Origin of the sequence: Streptomyces sp. ICC1, from assembly GCF_003287935.1 — a bacterium.
In the GTDB taxonomy this organism is placed as follows: domain Bacteria; phylum Actinomycetota; class Actinomycetes; order Streptomycetales; family Streptomycetaceae; genus Streptomyces; species Streptomyces tritrimontium.
The window spans coordinates 6,171,911-6,194,545 of the sequence record NZ_CP030287.1 but is presented as its reverse complement, the minus strand read 5'-3'; the positions used below and the strand labels follow the sequence as shown (position 1 = coordinate 6,194,545).

Below are 22,635 nucleotides of genomic sequence, written 5' to 3'. Positions count from 1 at the left end.
TCGGCCGTGACTGGCTCGACACCATTTCGGAAGCGCCGCTTCCGTAAATCTGGTGATCCGGCGGAGACGCGCGAGGGAACCAAGGACCTGGAAACGGGCCCTGGAGCCCCCGGCGTACCCGCCGTGCTCCCCGACACCGCCGAGGCGGTGCCGTCGGCCTCCGAGGCCGGCGAGGGGTCCCGGCGCAGCGCCGGGGTCCGTCGGCTGCAAGCCGTCAAGAACGGTGTGCGCAAGGGCGGCGAAAGTGCCAGGGCCGCCGCCCTCTACCTCACCGACCGAGTCATCGAGAACGCCCCGCGCGTTCCGGTTCGGGACCTCGCGACCCTGCGCGCGCAGTTCCCGGGCCTCGGTCCCGATCAGCTCGCCGACAAGCTGATCTCCGGCGCCGCCAACGCGACGTCCACCGTCGGAGCGGGGATCGGCGCGGCGGCCATGCTGCCGGTGCCGCCCGCGATGCCGGCCGAGCTCGCCGCCGAGGTCACCTCGGTCGCGGCCATCGAGCTGAAGCTCATCGCCGAACTCCACGAGGTCTACGGCCTGCGGCCGCCCGGCAACCTCAAGGAGCGCAGCCTCGCCTACCTCACCTCCTGGACCGAGGAGCGCGGGGTCGACCTGACCAAGCCGACGACGCTGAACGCGGCGCTGGGCGGTCAGATGAAGCGCGAACTGCGCCAGCAGATCATGAAGCGGATGTTCCGCAACCTGCCCAACCTGATGCCGTTCATGGTGGGCGCCGCCGTCGGCGCGGTCATGAACCGCCGGGACACCCGCAAACTCGCCGAGAAGGTACGTGCGGACCTGCGGACCAGAGCCGTGCCCTGGAGCGCCCTGCGCGAGCTCCCGCCCCTTGAGCGGCCCACCCAGGCCCTTGACGGGGCCGCCGCGGCCGCCATCGAGGGCCTCAGACCGGACCCGCGCATCTGAAGCCGGCCTCCCGGATCGGGGGGCGGGTCCCGCAGGGGTTCCGTGCGGCTCGCCCCAGGGGTCAGACCGCCGCCTGCGCCGCGCGGATCGCCGCCACCAGGGCCTGCGGCTCGCGCGTGGAGACGTACACGTAGGGGGTCGGGTCCGCCGGGTCGGTGACCTCGACGCGGACCGCGGTCGGCACGTAGCTGCGCATCAGCATGAAGGCGCGGGTGTCGGCCTTGTACGTGCGCCAGGCGCGTGCTTCCTCGGGGTCGAGCACCTCCGGGTCGCCCAGCGCCGCCACGGGGATCCGGGCGTCCCCGGCGGCCAGCGCGCCGCCCACCACGCGGACCCGCTGGGATCCGTACGAACTCACCAGCAGCCCCGTCAGCGCGGTGCCCCCGACCAGCCCGGCCAGCAGCGGCAGCGTGCCCAGCGGCAGCAGCATCAGCGCGCACGCGAGACCCGTCAGCGCGGCGATGCCCCACCAGGAGCGGGGGGCGGTCAGGCGTTCGTCGTGGTGCGCGGGGGAGGGCTGCATACGGCCTAGCCTGCCACGAGGCGACCGGCGGGTAGCCGCGCGGGTAAGGTCTGCGGCTGTGAGTGGACGAAACACAGCGTTGACGCCCCCGGCCGATGCCGCCCCGCCGGTCCGGCACCCCGACGCCCCGGCACCCGGCGAGCTCCTCGGCGCGCACTACGAGCACTGTTTCGGCTGCGGCCACGGCCAGCCGCACGGGCTGCACCTCGAGGCCCGCGCGGGCCTGGGCGTGCGCGTCACCGCGGAGTTCACCGTCAAGGCCGCTCACCAGGGCGCCCCCGGCCTCGCCCACGGCGGCGTGCTCGCCACCGCGCTCGACGAGACCCTCGGCTCCCTGAACTGGCTGCTGCGCGTCATCGCCGTCACCGGCCGGCTGGAGACGGACTTCGTCCGGCCCGTGCCCGTGGACACCGTCCTGTACCTGGAGGCCGAGGTCACCGCCGTCGCCGGCCGGAAGATCTACTGCAGCGCGGTCGGCCGAATAGGCGGTCCCGAGGGCCCCGTGGCACTGCGCGCGGACGCCCTCTTCATCGAGGTGAAGGTCGACCACTTCATCGACAACGGACGGCCCGAGGAGATCCGGGCGGCGATGGCCGACCCGGACCAGGTCAGGCGCGCACGCGCCTTCGAGGTGAACCCCTGATGTCTGAGAACAACACCGGCGTGGACGTGGCCATCAGGCGCGTCGACCCGGAGGTGCCGATTCCGGCCTACGGCCACCCCGGCGACGCCGGCTGCGACCTGGTCACCACCGTGGCCGCCGAACTGGAGCCGGGCGAGCGGGCCGTGCTGCCCACCGGCGTCTCCATCGCGCTGCCCGACGGGTACGCGGCGTTCGTGCACCCTCGCTCGGGCCTGGCCGCCCGCTGCGGGCTCGCGCTCGTGAATGCCCCGGGGACGGTGGATGCCGGGTACCGTGGGGAGATCAAGGTGATCGTGGTCAATCTCGACCCGCGCGAGAGCGTCAGGTTCGAGCGTTTCGACCGCATTGCCCAGCTGGTTGTCCAGCGGGTCGAGAAGGTGCGCTTCCACGAGGTGGCACAGCTTCCCGACTCGGCGCGGGCCGAGGGGGGTTTCGGCTCCACCGGAGGTCATGCGGCCGTGGCCGGATCCGGCGCTGGTCAGCAGGGTGGGAATGGCTACGCTTCGGTCGTATCCGACCGGGAAGGACAGTGACGTGTTCGGACGTCGCAAGAAGAACGACTCCGTCAAGGACGGCGGCGCGGCCGAGCAGGTCGTCGACGGCGTCGGCGCCGATGAGCAGGACGGCGTGGAGGAGACCGACGGGGACCGTCCGCGCAGGGTGAACCTGCCGCCGGCCCCGCGGCCCGACGGCCCCTGGGACGTCTCCGAGGTGCCCGGCAATCCCGAGGAGGGCCGGGTCGACCTCGGCGGCATCCTCGTACCGGGTGTCGAGGGCATGGAGCTGCGCGTCGAGGTCGCCGGTGACGCCATCGTCGCCGCGACCGTGGTGCTCGGCGACAGTGCCGTACAGCTGCAGGCTTTCGCCGCGCCCCGCAAGGAAGGCATCTGGGGCGAGGTCCGCGAGGAGATCGCCGACGGCATCACCAAGCAGGGCGGCATCATCGACGAGGTCGAGGGTCCGCTGGGCTGGGAGCTGCGCGCGCAGGTGCCCGTACCGCTCCCCGACGGGCAGACCGGCGCCCAGCTGGTCCGCTTCGTGGGTGTGGACGGCCCGCGCTGGTTCCTGCGCGGCGTCATCTCCGGCCAGGGCGCGGTGCGCCCCGAGTCGGCCGGCGTGCTGGAGCGGATCTTCCTGGACACCGTCGTGGTCCGCGGCGAGGGCCCGATGGCCCCGCGGGACCCGATCGTCCTGAAGCTGCCGAACGACGCGCAGATGGTGCCGGACGGCGTGCAGACGACCGAGGAGCAGGAAGGCTCCCGCTTCGGCGGCGGCATGGGTCAGCTGGAGCGCGGCCCGGAGATCACCGAGGTCCGCTGATCCCCTGACCGCCGCGCGAGGCGATCGTTTCCGGCCGTGGGCCGCACTCCTCCGGGGGTGCGGCCCACGGCCGTACCCGGGGGTGTCAGGGATCCGTCAGGGATCGGCCCCTATGTGGCGATCGGCGCGTGATCGGCGCACATGTCCCTGAGAATGGGCGCATGGGACGCGGCAAGCTACGGATCTATCTCGGCTCGGCCCCGGGCGTGGGCAAGACGTACGCCATGCTCTCGGAGGGCCACCGCCGGGTGGAGCGCGGCTCCGACTGCGTCGTCGGCTTCGTCGAGCACCACGGACGGCCGCGCACCGAGGTCATGCTGCACGGCCTGGAGCAGATCGAGCGCAAGGGGCTCTCCTACCGGGGCGCGGCCTTCACGGAGATGGACGTGGACGCGCTCCTCGCCCGGAAACCGGCCATCGCGCTGGTGGACGAGCTGGCGCACACCAACGTGCCGGGCTCGCGCAACGCCAAGCGCTGGCAGGACGTGGAGGAACTGCTGCGGGCCGGGATCGACGTGATCTCCACCGTGAACATCCAGCACCTGGAGTCGCTCGGCGACGTGGTGGAGTCGATCACGGGCGTGCGGCAGCGGGAGACCGTGCCGGACGAGGTGGTGCGCCGGGCCGACCAGATCGAGCTGGTCGACATGTCCCCGCAGGCGCTGCGGCGCCGGATGGCGCACGGCAACATCTACAAGTCGGACAAGGTCGACGCGGCCCTGTCCAACTACTTCCGCCCCGGCAACCTGACCGCGCTGCGCGAGCTCGCGCTGCTCTGGGTGGCGGACCGGGCGGACGAGTACCTCCAGCAGTACCGGGGCGAGCACAACATCCGCTCCACCTGGCAGGCGCGCGAGCGGATCGTGGTGGGACTCACCGGCGGACCCGAGGGCCGCACCCTGATCCGGCGCGCGTCCCGGGTGGCGGCCAAGGGCTCCGGCAGCGAGATCCTGGCCGTCTACATCGCCCGCAGCGACGGGCTGACCGCCGCCTCGCCGAAGGAGCTCGCCGTCCAGCGCACGCTGGTCGAGGATCTTGGCGGAACGTTTCACCACGTCATCGGGGACAACGTCCCCGAGGCGCTGCTCGAGTTCGCCCGCGGGGTCAACGCCACCCAGATCGTGCTCGGCTCCAGCCGCCACCGCTCCTGGCGCTACGTCTTCGGGCCCGGGGTCGGAGCCACCGTGGCCCGTGACTCCGGGCCCGACCTCGACGTGCACATCGTCACGCACGAGGAGGCCGCCAAGGGCCGGGGCCTGCCCGTGGTCCGCTCGGCGGCCCGGCTCGGGCGGACCAGGATGGTGGCCGGCTGGGTGGCCGGGGTCATCCTGCCGCTGCTGCTCGCGGCGCTGCTGACGCACATCGACGAGGACCCCGGCCTCGCCAACGAGATGCTGCTCTTCCTGGCCCTGACGGTGGCCGCGGCGCTGCTCGGCGGGCTCTGGCCGGCGCTGGCCTCGGCCGCCGTCGGCTCCCTGCTGCTGAACTACTACTTCGCCCCGCCCATCCACCGCTTCACCGTCTCCGACCCCAAGAACATCGTCGCCATCGCGGTCTTCTTCGGGGTCGCGGGCTCCGTGGCCTCCGTCGTCGACGCCGCCGCCCGCCGCACCCACCAGGCCGCCCGGCTGCGCGCCGAGTCCGAGATCCTCTCCTTCCTCGCCGGCAGCGTGCTGCGCGGCGAGACCACCTTGGACGCGCTGCTGGAGCGGGTGCGCGAGACCTTCGCCATGGAGTCGGTGGCGCTGCTGGAGCGCGAGAGCGACGTCGAGCCCTGGCAGCCGGCCGGCAGCGTCGGCCCGAACCCGGTCGGCCGCCCCGAGGACGCCGACGTGGACATGCCGATCGGCGACCACATGGCGCTGGCCCTGTCCGGGCGGGTGCTGCCCGCGGCGGACCGCCGCGTGCTCGGCGCCTTCGCCGCCCAGGCCGCCGTGGTGCTCGACCGGCAGCGCCTGGTCGGGGAGGCCGAGGAGGCCCGGCGGATGGCCGAGGGCAACCGGATCCGGACCGCGCTGCTGGCCGCCGTCAGCCATGACCTCCGTACGCCGCTGGCCTCGATCAAGGCCTCTGTCAGCTCCCTGCGCTCCGACGACGTCGAATGGTCCGAGGAGGACCGGGCGGAGCTCCTGGAGGGCATCGAGGACGGCGCCGACCGCCTCGACCACCTGGTGGGCAACCTGCTGGACATGTCCAGGCTCCAGACCGGCACCGTCACCCCGCTGATCCGCGAGATCGACCTCGACGAGGTGGTCCCGATGGCGCTGGGCGGCGTACCCGAGGACAGCGTCCTGCTGGACGTCCCGGAGAGCCTGCCCATGGTGGCGGTGGACCCGGGGCTGCTGGAGCGGACCGTGGCCAACGTGGTCGAGAACGCCGTCAAGTACAGCCCGCCGGGGGAGCAGGTCCTGGTGGCGGCCAGCTTCCTCGGCGACCGGGTCGAGGTGCGGGTCGTCGACCGCGGGCCGGGCGTGCCCGACGAGGCCAAGGAGCGCATCTTCGCCCCCTTCCAGCGGCACGGGGACGCCCCCCGGGGTGCCGGCGTGGGCCTCGGCCTCGCGGTCGCGCGCGGCTTCGCCGAGGCCATGGACGGCACGCTGGCCGCCGAGGACACCCCCGGCGGCGGGCTCACCATGGTGCTCACGCTGCGGGCGGTCACCGGCGGGCGGCCGCAGGCCCCCGTGAGCGTGGACGGCGAGGGGCGCAGCGTGACCACCTTGGCTAGCCCGCCGCCCGGCGTGTCCTCGGCGGCCACCGTGCCCTCCATGCCCTCGCCCCTGCCTCCCTCCCCCGCGATGCCCACCCCCACCCCCCCCCCCCGCGGGTCCTTCCCCTTCCGCTTTTTCGGCGCCTTCCTGCTCTCCCTTTCCTTGTCTGTCACCCCCCCCCCTCCCTCGTCCTCCCCCATCTCTCTCCGGTTCCCGTCCCTGCTCGCCCTCCCCCGTACCTCCTCCCCCGCCCCTCTCTCCTTTCCGCCGCGTCAGGTGGGTAAAAGAGACAGGGGGGCGCCCGCGGGGCCGCTCGGGGCGGCCGCCGGCGGGGACGGGGAGGCCGAGGCCCCCATACGGGCCCGGCTGCCGGCGTCCGGCGTACCGGCGCCGCCCCCGCACGCGGCGAGGGCGGCACCGAGGGCTGCCACGGCCGCGACGGCAGCCGTACTGCGCAGTGAGATGGTCACATGCGCAAAATATATGACTATGTGGCAAGTAGGCGTGCGCGGCACTCCTGCACGTCGAAGTCGGCCTCGGGATACCGCGGAGCGATGCCCTCCAAGTGCTCCAGCAGCAGTGTGCTGATCGCCCAGTTGCGGTACCACTTGCGGTCCGAGGGGACGACGTACCACGGCGCGGCGTCCGTGGAGCAGCGCTCCAGGGCCAGCTCGTACGCCTGCTGGTACGCGGGCCACGCGGCGCGCTCCTCGATGTCGCCCGGGGTGAACTTCCAGTGCTTCTCGGGGTTGTCGAGCCGCTCGAGGAGCCGCTTGCGCTGCTCCTCGTAGCTGATGTGGAGGAAGACCTTCAGCACGCTCACGCCGTCGTCGGCGAGGGACTTCTCGAACCGGTTGATCTGCGCGTAGCGGCGGCCCAGCTGACTGCGCGGCACCAGCTCGCGGACGCGGGCGATGAGGACGTCCTCGTAGTGCGAACGGTCGAAGATGCCGATCTCGCCCGGCTGGGGGAGCGCCTTCATGACGCGCCAGAGGAAGGGGTGGTTCTGCTCCTCGGGCGTGGGCGCCTTGAAGGCCTTGATCCGGCAGCCGGAGGGGTTGAACAGGCCGATCACGTGCTTGACCGTGCCGCCCTTGCCGCTGGTGTCCATGCCCTGGAGGACGAGCAGGACGCGGCGGCGGTCGCCCGCGGTGCTGGCGGCGTAGAGCCGCTCCTGGAGGGAGGCGAGCCCCTCGGCCATCTGCGCGGTGGCCGCCACGCCGGCCGCCTTGTCGGTGGGACCGGCCGGGGTGGCGCCGGGGTGGAAGCCGGCGAGGTCGACGCGCTCGCCGGCGGGGACGCGGAGCAGCGGGCCCAGGAGGGCGCCCGAGCCGTGGCCGGAGGCCTTGCGGGAGCCCTTGGGGGCCTTGGCTCCCTCGGCGGAGATGCGGAGCAGTTCGCGCAGGGAGAGGGGCTTGGGCTTGGGGTCGGGCTTCTTCTCGCCCTTGGCGGGCGGCGCGGCCGCCTCCTGGGCGGGCTTCGCGTCCTTGGCGTCCTTGGCCGCCTTCCGGGCCTCCTGGGCCTTCTCGCCCTTCGCGCCCTTGGCAGGGTTCTCGGCCTTCTCGGCCTTCTCGGCCTTCTCGGCCTTCTCGGCCTTCTCGGCCTTCTCGGCCTTGGCCGCCTTCGCCCCGGCCTTCGCGGGACCGGCGGGCGCGGAGGCCTTGGCGCGCTTCGGTGGCTTCGCTTCCTTCGCCGGCTTCGTACTGTCCTTCTTGGCCACCGCTACCTACCTCGATCCCGTCGACTCCATACGATCTTCCAGTACGGCGGCGGGGACCGCGAGGTGGCGAAAGACCGGTTCCGACGGGCCGGAGGGCGGCGGGGGACACGCCTTAGGTCACCTCCAGGGGCCCGTCACGGCGAAGGTGGTGCCGGGCGCGTACGCGTTGACGTACATCGTCCGGGCGTCCGGCGAGAAGGTGACGCCCGCGAACTCCCCCCACTCCGAGGCCCCCGGCCCGCCGATGTCGTCCGCGTTGCGGGCCACCGGGTAGACCTCGCCGCCGGGGGTCACCCCGAAGACGTACTGCGCGCCGCCGCCGTCCTCGCACACCATCAGGCCGCCGTCCGGGGCCAGGCAGATGTTGTCGGGGGAGTCGCCGGGCAGCCGGACGTCGGCGGCCGGGCCGAACACCACGTCCAGCCGGATCAGGGCGCGCGCGGGGTCGTAGAACCAGACCTGGCCGTGGTGGTCGGCGGGGGAGCCCTCGCGGGTGCGGGAGTAGCTGGAGACGAAGTAGACGCCCTCGCCGCCCCAGTAGCAGCCCTCCAGCTTCTGCGCGTGGGTGATCCCGCCGGGTCCGAAGTCCTGGAGCCGGATCGGGGTCGCGGCCGCCGACGGGTCCGGTACGGGGACCCACTCCACCGGGAACCGGGCCCCGGGTTCGTCCACCGCCGCCAGGTTCGCCAGTCCGGGGACGCGCATCGCCTCGAGCCGGCCGCCGGCGCGCAGGGAGCCGGGGCCGCCGAGCGGGCGGGCGGGCAGGAACCGGTAGAAGAGGCCGAAGGGTTCGACGAAGGCGTCCTCGGTCTCGTAGACCACTCCGAGGTACGGGTCGACGGCGACGGCCTCGTGCGCGAAGCGGCCCATCGCGGTGAGCGGGACCGCGCCGGAGCGCTGGGGGTCGGCGGGGTCGACCTCGAAGACGTAGCCGTGGTCGCGGGCGTAGCCGGCGGTGCCCGCCCGGTCCTCGGTCTCCTCGCAGGACAGCCAGGTGTTCCAAGGGGTACGGCCGCCCGCGCAGTTGACGGCGGTGCCGGCGAGGGCGACGCGTTCGGAGGTGACCCGGCCCGCCGGGTCGAGGTCGAGCAGGGTGCAGCCGCCGAGTGCGTACGGGTCGTAGGTGAGCCCTTCGACGGGCGGCACGCGCAGGGCGGCGGTGGTCCGGTTCTCGTGGTTGCGGACCAGCTTGACGCGGCCCTGTCCGGCGCCGAAGGCGGCCATGCCGTCGCAGTTGCCCGGGACCCTGCCCTCACCGGAGAGCAGCGGGTCGCCGGCGCGCGAGAGCACCCGGTACGTGAACCCGGCCGGCAGGTCGAGCAGCCCGGCGGGGTCGGCCACGAGCGGGCCGTAGCCGCGGGCGGCGGCGGGAGCGGCGGCGCGGGCGGCGGTCCCGGTCCCGGTCCCGGTCCCGGGTCCGGGGCCGGAACCCGTTCCGGCCCGCGGGCCGGCGCCCGCCCCCGGTCCGGCCCCGGCGAACAGCGCGCCGAGTGCTCCGGTGAAGGCGACCGAGCCGGCGGCGAGGAGGCTGCGGCGGCTGAGGGACATCGGCGACATCGGCAACTCCCGGCGGTGGGGCGGACCTTCGACGGCCCGTGGTACCACGCCGCCCCGCCCCCCGTGCTTCGGCGCGCGGGGCGCCCCTCGCGCCGAAGTTCGGGGGACGGGCCGTCCCGCCCGGCGGGCCACACGGGCCCGCCGGGCGGGGAGGGCGCGGGCCGTGGCGGCCCGGCCGGGGTGGAACGGTCAGGCCAGCTTCGCGCTGAGGGTGATCGTCGTACCCGTCAGGGCCTGGCTGACCGGGCAGTTCTTCTTGGCGTCCTCGGCCGCGGCGACGAACGCGTCGTCGTCCAGACCCGGCACCTCGCCCTCGACGGTGAGGTGGATCCCGGTGATGCCCTTGCCCGGCACGAAGGTGACGGCGGCCGAGGTGGTCAGCTTCACCGGCGGGTGGCCGGCCTTCGCGAGACCGTTCGAGAAGGCCATGTTGAAGCAGCTGGAGTGCGCGGCGGCGATGAGCTCCTCCGGGCTGGTGCGCCCGTTCGCCTCCTCGTCGGTCCGGGCGGGCCAGGAGACGGGGTAGCTGCCGAGGCCGGAGGAGTCGAGCGTGACGACGCCCTTGCCTTCGAACAGGTCGCCTTCCCAGACGGCGTGTGCGTTGCGTGTGGCAGCCATGGTGGATCCCTTCGCGGAAGTGGAAACGGCCGGCCCGTGGAACGGGCCGACGTCACCAAACCTACTGGGACACCAGGGGCTTCGCGTCGCGTGCCAGCGCGGTGAGCCGCGAGATGGCCCGGAAGTACTTCTTGCGGTAGCCGCCGTTCAGCATCTCTTCACTGAAGAGCTTGTCGAAGGGGACCCCGGACGCCAGCACCGGTATCTCGCGGTCGTACAGGCGGTCCGCGAGGACGACCAGGCGCAGCGCGGTCGACTGGTCCGGGACCGGGCCGACGTCGGTGAGGCAGACGGCCGCTATCCCGTCGGTCAGGGCCCCGTAGCGGCTCGGGTGGACCCGGGCGAGGTGCTCGAGGAGGCCGGGGAAGTCGTCCAGGCTCGCGCCGGGGGTCGCGTAGGCGGCCTTGGCCACCTGCTCGTCCGAGAAGGGCGCCGGGGCCTCGGGCAGGCCGCGGTGGCGGTAGTCCTGGCCGTCGATGCGCAGCGGCCGGAAGTGGGCGGAGAGCCCCTGGATCTCGCGCAGGAAGTCGGCGGAGGCGAAGCGGCCCTCGCCGAGCTTGCCGGGCAGGGTGTTGGAGGTGGCGGCCAGCGCCACGCCCTGCTCGACGAGGCGGCTGAGCAGCGAGGAGACGAGCACGGTGTCGCCCGGGTCGTCGAGCTCGAACTCGTCGATGCACAGGAGCCGGTGCCCGCCCAGGGTCTGCACGGTCTGCTGGAAGCCGAGCGCACCGACCAGGTTGGTCAGCTCCACGAAGGTGCCGAAGGCCTTGAGCGCGGGCTCGGCCGGGGTGGCGTGCCAGAGGGAGGCCAGCAGGTGGGTCTTGCCGACGCCGTACCCGCCGTCGAGGTAGACCCCGCGCGGACCGGCGGCGGCCGCGGCCTTCGGTGCCCTGGAGAACCAGCGGCGCTTGCCGGCGCCGGTGGCGTGGGCGCCGCCGAGGCCCGCGGCGAAGCCGACCAGGACGGTGACGGCCTCGGACTGGCTCGGCTGGGCCGGGTCCGGGTCGTAGGTGTCGAAGCGCACCGAGTCGAAGCGCGGGGGCGGCACCATCTCGGCCACGAGCCGTTCGGCCGGCACCCGCGGCGCGCGGGCACAGAGGGCCTGCGGGCCCACGTCGACTATCGGGGGCTGCCCGGAGGCTGACGCTGAGGGCGAGAGTGATGTTGACACAGCTCTTAACTCTACGGGGCGTGGCACACTGCACCGATGCGACGCCTGTTCCCTGTGACCGATCAGACATCAGCAGACGAGACCGACCGGGAGTGGTCGCTGGACGAGCTCGCCGAGGCGTACGCGTACCCCTCCCTCGGTCCGGACCGCCACTGGCTGCGGGCCAACATGGTGTCCACCCTGGACGGCGCGGCCCAGCACGACGGTCGTTCGCAGCCCATCTCCGGCGAGACCGACATGCGGATCTTCGGCACCCTGCGGGCGCTGGCCGATGTGGTGGTCGTCGGTGCGGAAACGGTTCGCCAGGAGGGCTACCGCCCCGCACGGGCCCGGGACGCCTTCGCGGCCCGCCGCAGCGCCGCCGGCCAGGGCCCCGCCGCCGCCATCGCGGTGGTCACGGCGAGCATGGACCTGGACTTCTCGCTGCCGCTGTTCACCTCCCCGCTCGTGCCCACGCTGGTGCTCACCGGGGCCGCCGCACCGGCGGACCGGGTGGCCCGGGCCCAGGAGGCCGGGGCCGAGGTCGTGGTGGCCGGCGAAGGGGCCGGCGTGGACCCGGCCCGCGCCGTACGGGTGCTCGCGGACCGGGGGCTGCGCCGCCAGCTCACCGAGGGCGGACCCCGGCTGCTGGGCCAGTTCGTGGCCGCCGGCGTGCTGGACGAGCTGTGTCTGACGATCTCGCCGATGCTCACGGCGGGTGACGCCCAGCGGATCTCCGCAGGGCCTTCCGTCACGGTTCCGCACCGGCTGGCGCCGGCCTGTCTGCTGGAAGAGGCCGGGTTTCTCTTCACGCGTTACCGTCGGATCTGACAAGGAGCGGAATTTATCGTTCCGCTTTGCTTCCGCTGGGCACATATCTGGGCAGGATGACTGGGCAGGGCCCCGTGCGACAGCGGGGCAGGATGGTTTCCGCAGGGGCCGGCCGGCCGGCCTCGGCCCACGAAGGAGAGGGCGTCCGTGTTCACGAGCGTATTGATGATCGAGCAGCCGCTGACCCCCGTCGACGTGGACTTCGTCACCACCCTCCACGGCGACGAGTCGGTCTCCTTCGTCGTCCTCATGCAACCCCGCGGCGACCGGGACCGGCTGCTGCGCGCCATCGACGACGTAGCGCTCGGTGAGCTTCCCGAGGCCATCCGAGAGGGCGACGAACCGGAGGGCGAGGCCGCCCGGGGCCCCGCCGAACTGGCGCTCGAGCACTCCCTGGCCTCCCTGCGCGCCAAGGGCGCCAAGGCCGTCGGGCAGATCATCGAGGACCACCCGCTGGACCACCTCAGGGCGGTGGTGGAGGAGACCGCCGCCGACGAGGTGATCGTGCTGACCGCCCCGCACTACGTCGAGGAGTTCTTCCACCGGGACTGGGCTTCCCGGGCGCGCCACAAGGTCGGCGTTCCGGTGCTCAAGCTCTTCGCCCACAAGGAATAGGGTGGAGTCCGCTGAACCTCCGTGCTGAGCGGACGGGACCCAGCGGACCGCACGCCCTCGATCCTGGAGCTACCTGAATGAAGCCCGGCCTGCCGACCGCCATGGAACGGCCCCACTTCATCGGCATCGGCGGCGCCGGCATGTCCGGCATCGCGAAGATCCTGGCCCAGCGCGGCGCGCAGGTGGCCGGCAGCGACGCCCGTGACTCCGAGACCGCCCAGGCGCTGCGCGCCCACGGCGCCACGGTCCACATCGGGCACGCCGCCGGCCACCTCGCCCCCGACGCCACCTGCGTGGTCGTCTCCAGCGCCATCCGCGCCGACAACCCCGAGCTGGCCCGCGCCGCCGAGCTCGGCATCCCGGTCGTGCACCGCTCCGACGCCCTGGCCGGGCTGATGGACGGCCTGCGCCCGATCGCCGTCGCCGGCACCCACGGCAAGACCACCACCACCTCGATGCTGGCCGTCTCCCTCTCGGCGCTGGGCCTGGACCCCTCGTACGCCATCGGCGGCGACCTCGACGCCCCCGGCTCCAACGCCCACCACGGCGAGGGCGACATCTTCGTCGCCGAGGCGGACGAGAGCGACCGCAGCTTCCACACGTACACGCCGCAGGTCGCGATCATCCTCAACGCCGAGCTCGACCACCACGCGAACTACGCGTCGATGGAAGAGATCTACGAGTCCTTCGAGACCTTCGTCGGCAAGATCCCCGAGGGCGGCACCCTGGTCATCGCCCACGGCCAGGCCGGCGCCGCCGAGATCGCCGGCCGGGTCCGCGGCAACGACGGGCTGAAGGTGGTCACGTACGGCGAGGAGCCCGAGGCCGACGTCCGGATCACGAAGATCACCCCGCGCGGGCTGACCAGCGAGGTCACGGTCGTCATCGACGGCCGGATGCTCACCTTCACGGTCTCGGTGCCCGGCCGCCACTACGCGCACAACGCCGTCGCGGCCCTCGCCGCCGGTGTCGCGCTCGGCATCCCCGCGCACAACCTGGCCTCCGCCCTCGGCAAGTACACCGGGGTCAAGCGCCGCCTCCAGCTCAAGGGCGAGGCCGCCGGAGTCCAGGTCATCGACTCCTACGCGCACCACCCGACCGAGATGACCGCCGACCTGGAGGCCATCCGCGGCGCCGCCGGGGACGCCCGCATCCTGGTCGTCTTCCAGCCGCACCTCTTCTCCCGCACCCAGGAGCTCGGCCGGGAGATGGGCCGGGCGCTCGGGCTGGCCGACGCCTCCGTGGTCCTCGACATCTACCCCGCCCGCGAGGACCCGATCCCCGGGGTCACCAGCGAGATCATCATCGACGCCGCCCGGGCGGCGGGCGCCGACGTCACCCCCGAGCACGACAAGGGCGCCGTCGCCGACGTCGTCGCGGGAATGGCCAAGCCCGGCGATCTCGTTCTCACCATGGGCGCGGGCGACGTCACGGACCTGGGGCCCCAGATCCTCGCCCGCCTGTCCAGCTGACGGTTCTCAGGGAGCGCACAAGTCATGTCGTACGAGGTAGAGAAGACGGACGAGCAGTGGCAGGCGGAGCTGACCCCGTCCGAGTACCAGGTGCTGCGCCTCGCCGGCACCGAGCCCGCCTTCCGCGGTGAGTACACGGACACCAAGACCGAGGGCGTCTACTCCTGCCGCGGCTGCGGCTCCGAGCTGTTCCGCTCCACGGAGAAGTTCGAGTCGCACTGCGGCTGGCCCTCCTTCTACGACCCGAAGGACTCCGACGCGGTCGAGCTGAAGGCGGACGTCGCGCACGGCATGGTCCGCACCGAGGTGCTCTGCGCGAAGTGCGGCTCGCACCTGGGCCACGTCTTCGAGGGCGAGGGCTACCCGACGCCCACGGACCAGCGCTACTGCATCAACAGCATCTCCCTGCGCCTGGTTCCGGACGAGGGCTGACAGGCTCGGCCACCGTAGACGACTGCGCGTCCCGCAGAGCCTTGAGCCCCGGCACCGATGGTTGCCGGGGCTCTCGTGCCGGCTCCCCCGGCGCGCCCGCGCCTACGCGGGCAGCGCGGGGAGCACGACCAGCGAGCCGTCCTTGTTGCGGGCGATCTCAATCGCCACGTCGGTCGTGGGGCTGTTGACCACGACGCCGTCGCCCAGCTTGTGAAGCCCGTTGGCCGCGCGCAGTAGGCGATCGACGTCACCGATGTGCATCACGGGCAGCAAACCGGACGTGCGGGCCAGCTCCAGCGCCGACAGGCGCGCCAGGACCCCGGCGATGCTCGACTCCAGTGTGGCGAGGCGCTGGTGGTCGGCCTTGAGGAGGCGGGTGAAGTTCGCGAACAAGTTGTCAGGGTCGCCCTGGGCGTGCTCGACGGCCTGCAGGACGATGACCCGCCGCTTCAGCGCGATGGCCAAGGCAGCGAGTTCGAGGTGGGTGCGGAACTTGCCGCCGTGGTCGTCGACGCCGGGGAACGACTTGTTCAGCGTGCCGATCTCGACGGGCTTGCCGTCGGGCAGCTTGTCGAGTGCGCTCTGCCACTTGGCAAGGCGGCGGTCAGTGGCGGCCAGTGCCTTGCTGATGGCATGCACGGCCGAGTCCAGGCCCAGCGAGGCACCGAGCTTGCCCTGGTCGAGCAGGACGGCGGTTGCCTTCTCAATGGCATCGCGGCAGCCGTCGAGTTCGTTGCGCTCGTCAGCGAGCTTCTCTTCGTGCAGTTGCTCCAGCAGTTCCGTGATGCGTTCGACAGCCAGCTGGCGCTGGTAGTCGGCATTCGCGCTCACGCCCACCGCTATGGCCATGAGCACGAGCGGCGCGGCCACGGTGAGCGCCGCGCTGCCGACGGCCGCGACGCCGGCCGTCGCACCGGCTCCACCGACCGCGCCTGCCGCTGCCGCTTTACCGACCGGCACGAACGTCGCCTGGGCGGTGATGCCCGTTGAGTTCATGAGTGCTCCGTGGATGCCACCGGCCGCCACCTTCGACGCCATCGGGCGGACGATGCCCTGACCGAGCTGGGCGACGACCTTCGCGGGAACCACCATGCGATACAGGCCTTCGCCGGCAGCGGTCGCCGTAGCCGCCACAGAGGAACCTTGCGCCGATTGCGTGATGAGCTTCGACAGGTGCTTCGCCAAAGGACTCGCGGCATCGAGCGGGATACCTCGGCTGCGGTCGAGCTTGTCGGGCAGCGGATGCGCCTCAAGTGTGGCAATCGGCTCATTGGCCAGGCCGGCCAGCACACTGCGCAGTTCAGCCAGGCGCTCAGCCGTCATCGGCTCGTCTCCGGCCAATGCGGGCACCCGGACGTCACCGGTAGCCAGCGTCCACACCGGAATCATTGCCCCGCGGTCGTCAGTCATCGTCTCCCCTTGTTTTCCCACGGCAGCCTACGGCTGGTGCCCGGCAAGAACGCGACCGCACCAGGGCGAGGGCTACCCGACGCCCACGGACCAGCGCTACTGCACCAACAGCATCTCCCGCGCCGCCGGGCCGCCGTGTGATCCCTAGGATGGCAACCAGCGGTTCACCGACGGAGGCTGGCGGGGGAGATGGACGAGAACTCTTATGCGGAGCGGCAGGACGTGGTGCGGCGGCAGCCGCCGGACTGGACACCGGTCGACGACCACCTGCTGTACACCTGTGCCGTGGTGCACGACCTCGTGCACGGGCGGCTCTCCGCCCGTCCCCCGGTGCCTTCCCGGGTGCGCCTGGCCCCCGGCGAACTGCCGCTCGCCTCGGGCCCGGCGACGCGCTACACCTGGCGGGCCCTGGGCAACGGCTCCTACCAGCAGAGCAGCGTGGTCGCCTTCGGCGGCACCGGCTTCGTCCTCGGCAGCATGGCCGCCTCGGCGCTCGGCAACGCCGCCCGCCGCAACCGGGCCGCGGCCGACGCGCAGCCCCGCTGGGCGAGCGACGGCCCGGGCGAGCTGACCGTCACCGACCGGCGCGCCTACTTCGGGCACCCGCAGAGCTACCTGGACCTGAACTGGTCGGGACTGGCCACCATGGACCTGGTCGGGGCGGACGTCTTCGAGTGCGGGTTCCAGAACGTGGACGGGGGCGGGTTCCTCAGCGTCCGCGTCCAGTCGCTGTGGGCCTCGCTGATGTTCGCGCTCGCCGCGCACAGCGCCTTCCCGGCCCATCCCCGGCTGCTCAACGGCGGCTGGCTGCCGCCGGGCTTCGAGGCGCGCTGCGCGGCGGCCGGCCGGGTCTGCCCCCAGGTCCGGTGATCAGGTGATCGGGTGAGTCGGTGAGCGGGTGAGCCGGTGAGCCGGTGAGCCGGTGAGACGAAACCCCGGGGTGTGAGGGGTGGTGGTGCGGGGCGGGGACCGCGGGCGGCATGTGGCGAGAAGGTGGCCGTGAGGTGTGGACCGGCGTACGAGGGCTTCCGTTTTCCAGGTGTACGGCCCACTGTCACGAAAGCAACGCCGACCGGTACCCCGGGGCCGCTGTTCTTGGGGCGCCCCCCGACACCCCCGCACCGTCTCACCGACAGAGGTCGTCACGCCATGGCAGAGCTCAACCGCCGCAGGTTCCTGCAGATCGCCGGCGGTACCGCCGCGATCACGATGCTGAACGAGAGCATCGCGCGCGCCGCCGCGATACCGGCGCAGGGCGCCACCGGAACCATCCAGGACATCGAGCACATCGTCGTCCTCATGCAGGAGAACCGGTCCTTCGACCAGTACTTCGGCTCGATGAAGGGCGTACGGGGCTTCGGTGACCCGCGTCCGGTCCTGCAGGACAACGGCAAGTCCGTCTTCCACCAGTCCAACGGGACGAAGGACATCCTCCCCTTCAACCCCCAGGTCAACGACCTCGGCATGCAGTTCGTCGAGGGCCTGAACCACGACTGGGCCGGCGGCCACGCGGCGTACAACAACGGCAAGTACGACAAGTGGGTGCCGGCCAAGACGGCGACGACCATGTCGTACATGAAGCGGAACGACATCCCGTTCCACTACGCGCTCGCCGACGCCTTCACCGTGTGCGACGCCTACCACTGCTCCTTCATCGGCGCCACGGACCCCAACCGCTACTACATGTGGTCGGGACACACGGGCAACGACGGCACCGGCGGCGGCCCGGTCCTCGGCAACCAGGAGGCCGGCTACGGCTGGAAGACCTACCCCGAGCGCCTGGAGGCGGCCGGGGTGTCCTGGAAGGTCTACCAGGACATCGGCGACGGCCTGAACGCGGCCGGCCACTGGGGCTGGATCGGCGACGCCTTCCGCGGCAACTACGGCGACAACTCGCTGCTGTACTTCAACTCCTACCGCAACGCCCAGCCGGGCAGCGCCCTGTACGAGAAGGCCCGTACGGGCACCAACGCCAAGGCGGGCGAAGGCTACTTCGACAAGCTGCGCGCGGACGTGGTGGGCGGCACGCTGCCGCAGGTCTCGTGGATCGCGGCGCCCGAGGCGTTCAGCGAGCACCCGAACTGGCCCACGAACTTCGGCGCCTGGTACATCTCGCAGGTGCTCGACGCGCTGACGGCCAACCCCGACGTGTGGGCGAAGACGGCCTTCCTCATCACCTACGACGAGAACGACGGCTTCTTCGACCACGTCGTGCCGCCGTACCCGCCCACCTCCGCGGCGTGGGGCCTGTCCACCGCCGACGTCACGAAGGACCTGTACGCCGGGGGCGGCGGCTACGCGGCCGGCCCCTACGGGCTGGGCCCGCGCGTCCCGATGATCGTGGTCTCCCCGTGGAGCAAGGGCGGCTACGTCTGCTCCGAGACCTTCGACCACACCTCGGTGATCCGCTTCATGGAGAAGCGGTTCGGCGTGCAGGAGCCCAACATCTCGCCGTGGCGGCGCGCGGTCTGCGGCGACCTGACCTCGGCCTTCGACTTCAGCCGGGCGGACGCGTCCCCGGCGGCCCTGCCCTCGACGGCCGCGTACGTCCCGGCGGACCACAACACCCACCCGTCCTACCACCCGGTCCCGCCGGCGACCGGCGCCCTGCCCAAGCAGGAGGCGGGCGCGAAGCCGACGCGCGCGCTCGGCTACCAGCCGTACGCGGACGGCAAGGCCACCGTCTCCACCGGCAAGTTCACCCTGACCTTCTCCTCCGGACCCTCCCTCGGCGCCCATTTCCACAGCACCTCGGGCAACCGCACGGACGGCCCGTGGCCCTACACGGTCGAGGCGGGCAAGACCCTGTCGGACACCTGGAGCACGAGCGGCTCCACCGGGAACCAGGTCAACCTCACGGTCTGGGGCCCGAACGGCTTCCTGCGCACGTGGAAGGGCCCGGCGAAGAAGGCCGGCCCCGAGGTCACGGCCCGCCACGACGCGGCCACCGGCAACCTCAAGCTGACGCTGGCCAACTCCGGTACGGCGGCGGTCAACCTCACGGTGACCAACGCCTACGGAGGCGCGGCCCAGGTCCTGCGCGTCGCGGCGGGCGGCACGGTCGCGCACACGGTGAACCTGTCCGGCACGGCCCGCTGGTACGACGTCACGGTCGTCTCCGACGCGGACGCCACCTTCCTGCGCCGCTTCGCCGGCCACGTGGAAACGGGCGCGACGGGCGTCTCGGACCCGGCGATCAAGACCGTCTGACGCGGTCGGCCGGTACGCGCAGCAGCCGCCGCTCCAGGACCGGGAGGTCAGCGGGGCGGTGGCTGCGGGCGTGGCGCGGCAGGAGCTCGCGGCCTGTGTCCGGGACCCGGACGCGCACCACGGGGGGAAGGTGCCGGCGTCACGGTGTGATGGTAGGCCCGGTGGGCAGAACGTACGGCGGCAATTCTTTCAGCCCCGTCACCGAGGGAGAACGCATGGCCATCGCCCACCGCAGGATCGGCACCGGCCCCGTCCGCATCATCGTGCTGCACGACTGGTTCGGCACGTCCACCAACTGGGGCTCCGTGCTGGAGTACCTGGACCCGCGGGAGTTCTCGTACGCCTTCCTCGACTACCGGGGCTACGGCGACCGCCGGGACGTCCCCGGCCGCCACAACCTCGCCGAGATCGCCGACGACGTCCTCGCGCTCGCCGACGAGCTCGGCTGGGACACCTTCTCCCTCCTCGGGCACTCCATGGGCGGCAAGGCCATGCAGCAGGTCCTCGTCCGCGCCCCCGAGCGCGTGGAGAAGCTGGTCGGGATCAACCCCGTCCCCGCGGCCCCCTACGAGATGGACGACGCGACCCGCGCGCTGTTCTACGGGGCCGCCGAGAACGCCGGGAACCGCCGCGCCATCCTCGACGTCGTCACCGGCCACCGCGCGAGCCCGCGCTGGCTGGACCTGATGGTCGAGCACTCGCTGGCCGTGTCCCGCCCCGAGGCCTTCGCCGCGTACCTCGCGAGCTGGCAGCCGCTGGACCTGTCCGCCGCCGTGAAGGGCAGCACCGTCCCGGTCCTGGTCCTCGTCGGCGAGTACGACCTCGCGCTCACCGTCGACGTCATGCGGGCCACCTGGCAGGTCTGGTACCCCGACTGCCGCATCCACCCGCTGCCCGGCGCCGGCCACTACCCGCCGCACGAGAGCCCGGTGGCCTTCGCGACCGAGGTCGAGGCCTTCCTGCGCGGCTAGTGCCGTGGCCGGGAAGGTTTGCCGGGTCGCGGTGTCCGGTGCGGTGCATCTCCCCCAGCTACCGCTGGGAGGGGCCCCCGGGCGGAGGGCCGCCGCTTGTACTGGACGTACTTCGGTGGTCCGACAACGCGGCGAGGTGCCGTGCCGGGCGCCGTGACCCGGTGGACCTTTCCGGTCACGGCACTAGTGCTGTGACTTCGGCAGCAGGCGGTCGATCAGGGCGAGGGCGATGGCCGACACGATGAAGGCCACGTGCACGATCACCTGCCACATCGTCTGCTGCCACACCCACGTGTCCCCGGAGATCTCGATGAAGGACTTCAGGAGGTGGATCGAGGAGATGCCGATGATGGCGGTGGCCAGTTTCACCTTCAGGACGTTCGCGTTGACGTGGCTGAGCCATTCCGGCTCGTCGGGGTGGTCCTTGAGGTTGACCCTGGCCACGAAGGTCTCGTAGCCGCCGACGATCACCATCAGCAGCAGGTTGGCGACCATCACCACGTCCACCAGGCCCAGGACCATCAGCATGGTCGTGGTCTCCGTGAGGGCGCCGATGTCCCCGACCAGGTGGGCGACGTCCTTGAGGAAGACCCAGACGTAGACCACCTGGGCCACGATCAGGCCCAGGTAGAGCGGCAGCTGGAGCCAGCGGCTCAGGAACATCAGTTCATCGATGCGGTGCGGGCGCCCGCGCGGGTGTCGTCGATCGTCCTGGGCAGCGGCGGGCACCACTACGAGACGTGGGGCCGCGAGGTCCCGCCGGCGCTGGAGTGGCTGGTGGGACGGCTGAGACTCGCCCGGCTGCTTGTAGGCGTAGGAGGAGAAGCGGCCGTCGGTGCTGTGCGCGGTGGTGCCGTCACCGAAGTCCACGTCCGCGCTCGTCACCGGCCACGGCGCCGTGGTGCCCGCGGTGTCGACCGAGACGCTCAGCGGCAGGACACCGCTGAGGGGGCTCTGGTTGGTGGGCAGTTCCGGCTTGACCGTGAAGGCCGTGGCCAGCGAACCGGCCGGGGTCACCTTGGTCAGGATGTCGAAGGAGGAGACCTCCGCTCCGACGCCGTTGACGGCCTTCACCTTGGCCGCGTAGTCGCCCGGCACGGCGTAGGCGTGCTCGGCGGTGGTCTGCTCGGTGACCACCGGAGCCGTGCCGTCACCGAAGTCGAAGTGGTACGTCACGCCGGCGGGCCACTTGCTGTCCACGGAGGCCGTCGCCTTCACGCGCGTACCGACCGGCGCCCAGCTCTCGCTCAGCGAGAGGTTCACGCTCCGCAGGTCGTCCTGCGCCTCGTAGGCGCCGCGGTCGATGTACCCGCCGTCCTTGCCCGTGTTGGGCACCCTCGGGTCGTCCGCGACCGGCTTCCCGTAGAGGTCCAGGGGAATCACCCCCGGGGCCGTGGAATCGCCCGAATCGATGGTGGGGGATCCGTCCCACGTGCCGACGCCTTCGGGGGACACGTTCACGATGTCGTGCGCACCCTGGCCGCTGGCTGCCAGGAACGCCACCACCGTCTGGTGGTCCGTGCCGGCCCAGTTGTAAGGGGATGCCACGCCCGCGGACTGGGCCGCGATGAGGTTGTAGTCGACGCGGGTACCGGACGTGGCGCTCTGCGCCACCGCGATGCCGACGCGCGGCTCGGCGACCGCGCACGTCTTGGGGGTGCTCCTGGTGAAGATCGCGTTGTTGAACAGCGCCGAGCCGGTCGAGGTCCCGCCGACCGAGACGGCCGCCCCGCAGTCGCCGCCGATGCTGTTGTTGGTGAGGACGGTGCCGGGCGCGTCCAGCACCGTCGCCCCCGGCCGCCGGTTGTCCTCGATCACGTTGCGGCTGAGGACGGTGCGCTGCGCCCCGCCCTCGATCCGGACGGCGCCGAGCGTGCTCCGCACGACGCGTACGTCCGTGCTCGCCTCGCCGACCACGACGGCGGCGGCTTGGGGTCCGTAGGCGTAGAGCTTCTCCAGCGTGACGTCGCGGGAACCGCCGACGCGCACCCCGCCCCTGACCTGGAGTCCGCGGACCACGACGTGGGAGGCCCCGCTGACGGTCAGGCCCTTGTCGAGGTAGGACCGGAAGACGCCGCCGCCGTCCTCGCCGACGGCGAAGGTGATCGGCTTGCCCGGCTCTCCCGAGCGGTCGATCGTGACCGCGTCGGGGTAGCTGGTGTCCGGGGCGATCCGCACGGTCTGGCCCGGCTTGACCACCTTGGCCGCGGCGCCGATCGAGCAGAACGGGACGGACTTCGAGCCGGTCCCGGCGTCGGAACAGGCGTCCGAAGCGCTGTTCACGGACAGGTCGGCCGGGGTCTCGGCAGCGGCGACAGCCGGTATCCCGAGAAGGGTGACGAGGCCCGCGGTGAGCAGGACCGTCGCACGGGTAGGACGCACAGGCAGGGTTCCTTCGGTGGTAAGGGCGGCGGGGATCGACCAAGGACAGGAAGCGGCGCCGCACGACGGTGCCCGGCCGTTCCCCCCAGCAACGGTCGGGCGCACGCGAACCCTGAAGTCTCGGATCATCATCCCCTGCCGGGAACTGC

17 protein-coding genes and 4 pseudogenes are annotated in these 22,635 nt (G+C 72.2%); 13 read left to right on the top strand and 8 right to left on the bottom strand.

Going from position 1 to position 22,635, the window contains the following annotated elements; translation table 11 throughout:
* The first annotated feature begins 6 nt into the window (after positions 1 to 6).
* Positions 7 to 924 (top strand): hypothetical protein, encoded by a 918-nt coding sequence (locus DRB96_RS29145; protein ID WP_112451145.1) that lies wholly within the window; start codon positions 7 to 9, stop codon positions 922 to 924.
* A gap of 61 nt (positions 925 to 985) precedes the next feature.
* On the opposite strand, the gene DRB96_RS29140 is transcribed toward DRB96_RS29145, so the two are convergent.
* Positions 986 to 1,447: a DUF3093 domain-containing protein gene (locus tag DRB96_RS29140; protein ID WP_112451144.1), complete on the bottom strand. Its 462-nt coding sequence runs from the start codon at positions 1,445 to 1,447 to the stop codon at positions 986 to 988.
* 58 nt (positions 1,448 to 1,505) lie between these two features.
* Between DRB96_RS29140 and DRB96_RS29135 the strand changes: the two genes are divergently transcribed.
* The 4 genes and pseudogenes from DRB96_RS29135 to DRB96_RS29120 all read left to right on the top strand — a co-directional run.
* Positions 1,506 to 2,090, top strand: a complete 585-nt coding sequence (locus DRB96_RS29135) for a hotdog domain-containing protein (RefSeq protein WP_112451143.1) — start codon at positions 1,506 to 1,508, stop codon at positions 2,088 to 2,090.
* Positions 2,090 to 2,623 (top strand): dUTP diphosphatase, encoded by a 534-nt coding sequence (gene dut / locus DRB96_RS29130; protein ID WP_112451142.1) that lies wholly within the window; start codon positions 2,090 to 2,092, stop codon positions 2,621 to 2,623. The genes DRB96_RS29135 and dut overlap by 1 nt, the downstream gene beginning before the upstream one ends.
* A 1-nt stretch (position 2,624) precedes the next feature.
* The gene (locus DRB96_RS29125) at positions 2,625 to 3,410 is read left to right on the top strand and encodes a DUF3710 domain-containing protein (protein WP_112451141.1); all 786 of its coding nucleotides are present in this window, start codon (positions 2,625 to 2,627) and stop codon (positions 3,408 to 3,410) included.
* A 161-nt stretch (positions 3,411 to 3,571) separates the two neighbouring features.
* Positions 3,572 to 6,064 (top strand): annotated as a pseudogene (locus tag DRB96_RS29120) (sensor histidine kinase KdpD); the annotation flags it as partial.
* 541 nt (positions 6,065 to 6,605) lie between these two features.
* Here DRB96_RS29120 and DRB96_RS29115 read toward each other — a convergent pair.
* From DRB96_RS29115 to zapE, 4 genes are all read right to left on the bottom strand, one after another.
* Complete coding sequence (locus tag DRB96_RS29115) at positions 6,606 to 7,427, bottom strand: PPK2 family polyphosphate kinase (protein WP_239516730.1); 822 nt, start codon at positions 7,425 to 7,427, stop codon at positions 6,606 to 6,608.
* A gap of 528 nt (positions 7,428 to 7,955) precedes the next feature.
* Positions 7,956 to 9,386: an alkaline phosphatase PhoX gene (locus DRB96_RS29110; RefSeq protein ID WP_112453812.1), complete on the bottom strand. Its 1,431-nt coding sequence runs from the start codon at positions 9,384 to 9,386 to the stop codon at positions 7,956 to 7,958.
* A gap of 198 nt (positions 9,387 to 9,584) precedes the next feature.
* A complete protein-coding gene (locus DRB96_RS29105) occupies positions 9,585 to 10,013 on the bottom strand; it encodes an OsmC family protein (RefSeq protein WP_112451140.1) in 429 nt (142 codons plus the stop codon).
* Positions 10,014 to 10,074: 61 nt separating this feature from the next.
* Entirely contained in the window at positions 10,075 to 11,184 is a 1,110-nt protein-coding gene (gene zapE, locus DRB96_RS29100) for a cell division protein ZapE (protein WP_112451139.1), read from the bottom strand.
* Positions 11,185 to 11,220: 36 nt separating this feature from the next.
* Here zapE and DRB96_RS29095 point away from each other — a divergent pair, with 36 nt between their 5' ends.
* From DRB96_RS29095 to msrB, 4 genes are all read left to right on the top strand, one after another.
* Positions 11,221 to 11,994 carry a pyrimidine reductase family protein gene (locus tag DRB96_RS29095; protein WP_112451138.1) on the top strand — a complete coding sequence of 258 codons (774 nt, stop codon included), beginning with the start codon at positions 11,221 to 11,223 and terminating at the stop codon, positions 11,992 to 11,994.
* Between the two features lie 147 nt (positions 11,995 to 12,141).
* Positions 12,142 to 12,609: an indole-3-glycerol phosphate synthase gene (locus tag DRB96_RS29090; protein ID WP_112451137.1), complete on the top strand. Its 468-nt coding sequence runs from the start codon at positions 12,142 to 12,144 to the stop codon at positions 12,607 to 12,609.
* Between the two features lie 77 nt (positions 12,610 to 12,686).
* Entirely contained in the window at positions 12,687 to 14,081 is a 1,395-nt protein-coding gene (murC, locus tag DRB96_RS29085) for a UDP-N-acetylmuramate--L-alanine ligase (protein ID WP_112451136.1), read from the top strand.
* A 24-nt stretch (positions 14,082 to 14,105) separates the two neighbouring features.
* The gene (gene msrB / locus DRB96_RS29080; RefSeq protein WP_112451135.1) at positions 14,106 to 14,513 is read left to right on the top strand and encodes a peptide-methionine (R)-S-oxide reductase MsrB; all 408 of its coding nucleotides are present in this window, start codon (positions 14,106 to 14,108) and stop codon (positions 14,511 to 14,513) included.
* Positions 14,514 to 14,615: 102 nt separating this feature from the next.
* Here msrB and DRB96_RS29075 read toward each other — a convergent pair whose 3' ends face one another.
* On the bottom strand, positions 14,616 to 15,923 hold the full coding sequence (locus DRB96_RS29075; protein WP_112451134.1) for a hypothetical protein: 1,308 nt from the start codon (positions 15,921 to 15,923) through the stop codon (positions 14,616 to 14,618).
* Between the two features lie 189 nt (positions 15,924 to 16,112).
* On the opposite strand from DRB96_RS29075, the gene DRB96_RS45080 reads away from it, so the two are divergent.
* The 3 genes from DRB96_RS45080 to DRB96_RS29060 all read left to right on the top strand — a co-directional run bounded on the left by DRB96_RS45080 (position 16,113) and on the right by DRB96_RS29060 (position 20,104).
* A complete protein-coding gene (locus DRB96_RS45080) occupies positions 16,113 to 16,793 on the top strand; it encodes a hypothetical protein (RefSeq protein ID WP_239515994.1) in 681 nt (226 codons plus the stop codon).
* Positions 16,794 to 17,072: 279 nt separating this feature from the next.
* Positions 17,073 to 19,133 carry a phospholipase C, phosphocholine-specific gene (locus DRB96_RS29065; RefSeq protein ID WP_112451133.1) on the top strand — a complete coding sequence of 687 codons (2,061 nt, stop codon included), beginning with the start codon at positions 17,073 to 17,075 and terminating at the stop codon, positions 19,131 to 19,133.
* A gap of 215 nt (positions 19,134 to 19,348) precedes the next feature.
* Positions 19,349 to 20,104 (top strand): alpha/beta hydrolase, encoded by a 756-nt coding sequence (locus DRB96_RS29060; protein ID WP_112451132.1) that lies wholly within the window; start codon positions 19,349 to 19,351, stop codon positions 20,102 to 20,104.
* A 183-nt stretch (positions 20,105 to 20,287) separates the two neighbouring features.
* Here the strand turns inward: DRB96_RS29060 and DRB96_RS45075 are convergent.
* Positions 20,288 to 20,755: pseudogene (locus DRB96_RS45075) on the bottom strand (TIGR00645 family protein); the annotation flags it as partial.
* A 12-nt stretch (positions 20,756 to 20,767) separates the two neighbouring features.
* On the opposite strand from DRB96_RS45075, the pseudogene DRB96_RS45070 reads away from it, so the two are divergent.
* Positions 20,768 to 20,893 (top strand): annotated as a pseudogene (locus tag DRB96_RS45070) (esterase); the annotation flags it as partial.
* Between the two features lie 264 nt (positions 20,894 to 21,157).
* On the opposite strand, the pseudogene DRB96_RS45065 reads toward DRB96_RS45070, so the two are convergent.
* Positions 21,158 to 22,615 (bottom strand): annotated as a pseudogene (locus DRB96_RS45065) (PKD domain-containing protein); the annotation flags it as partial.
* Positions 22,616 to 22,635 lie beyond the last annotated feature (20 nt).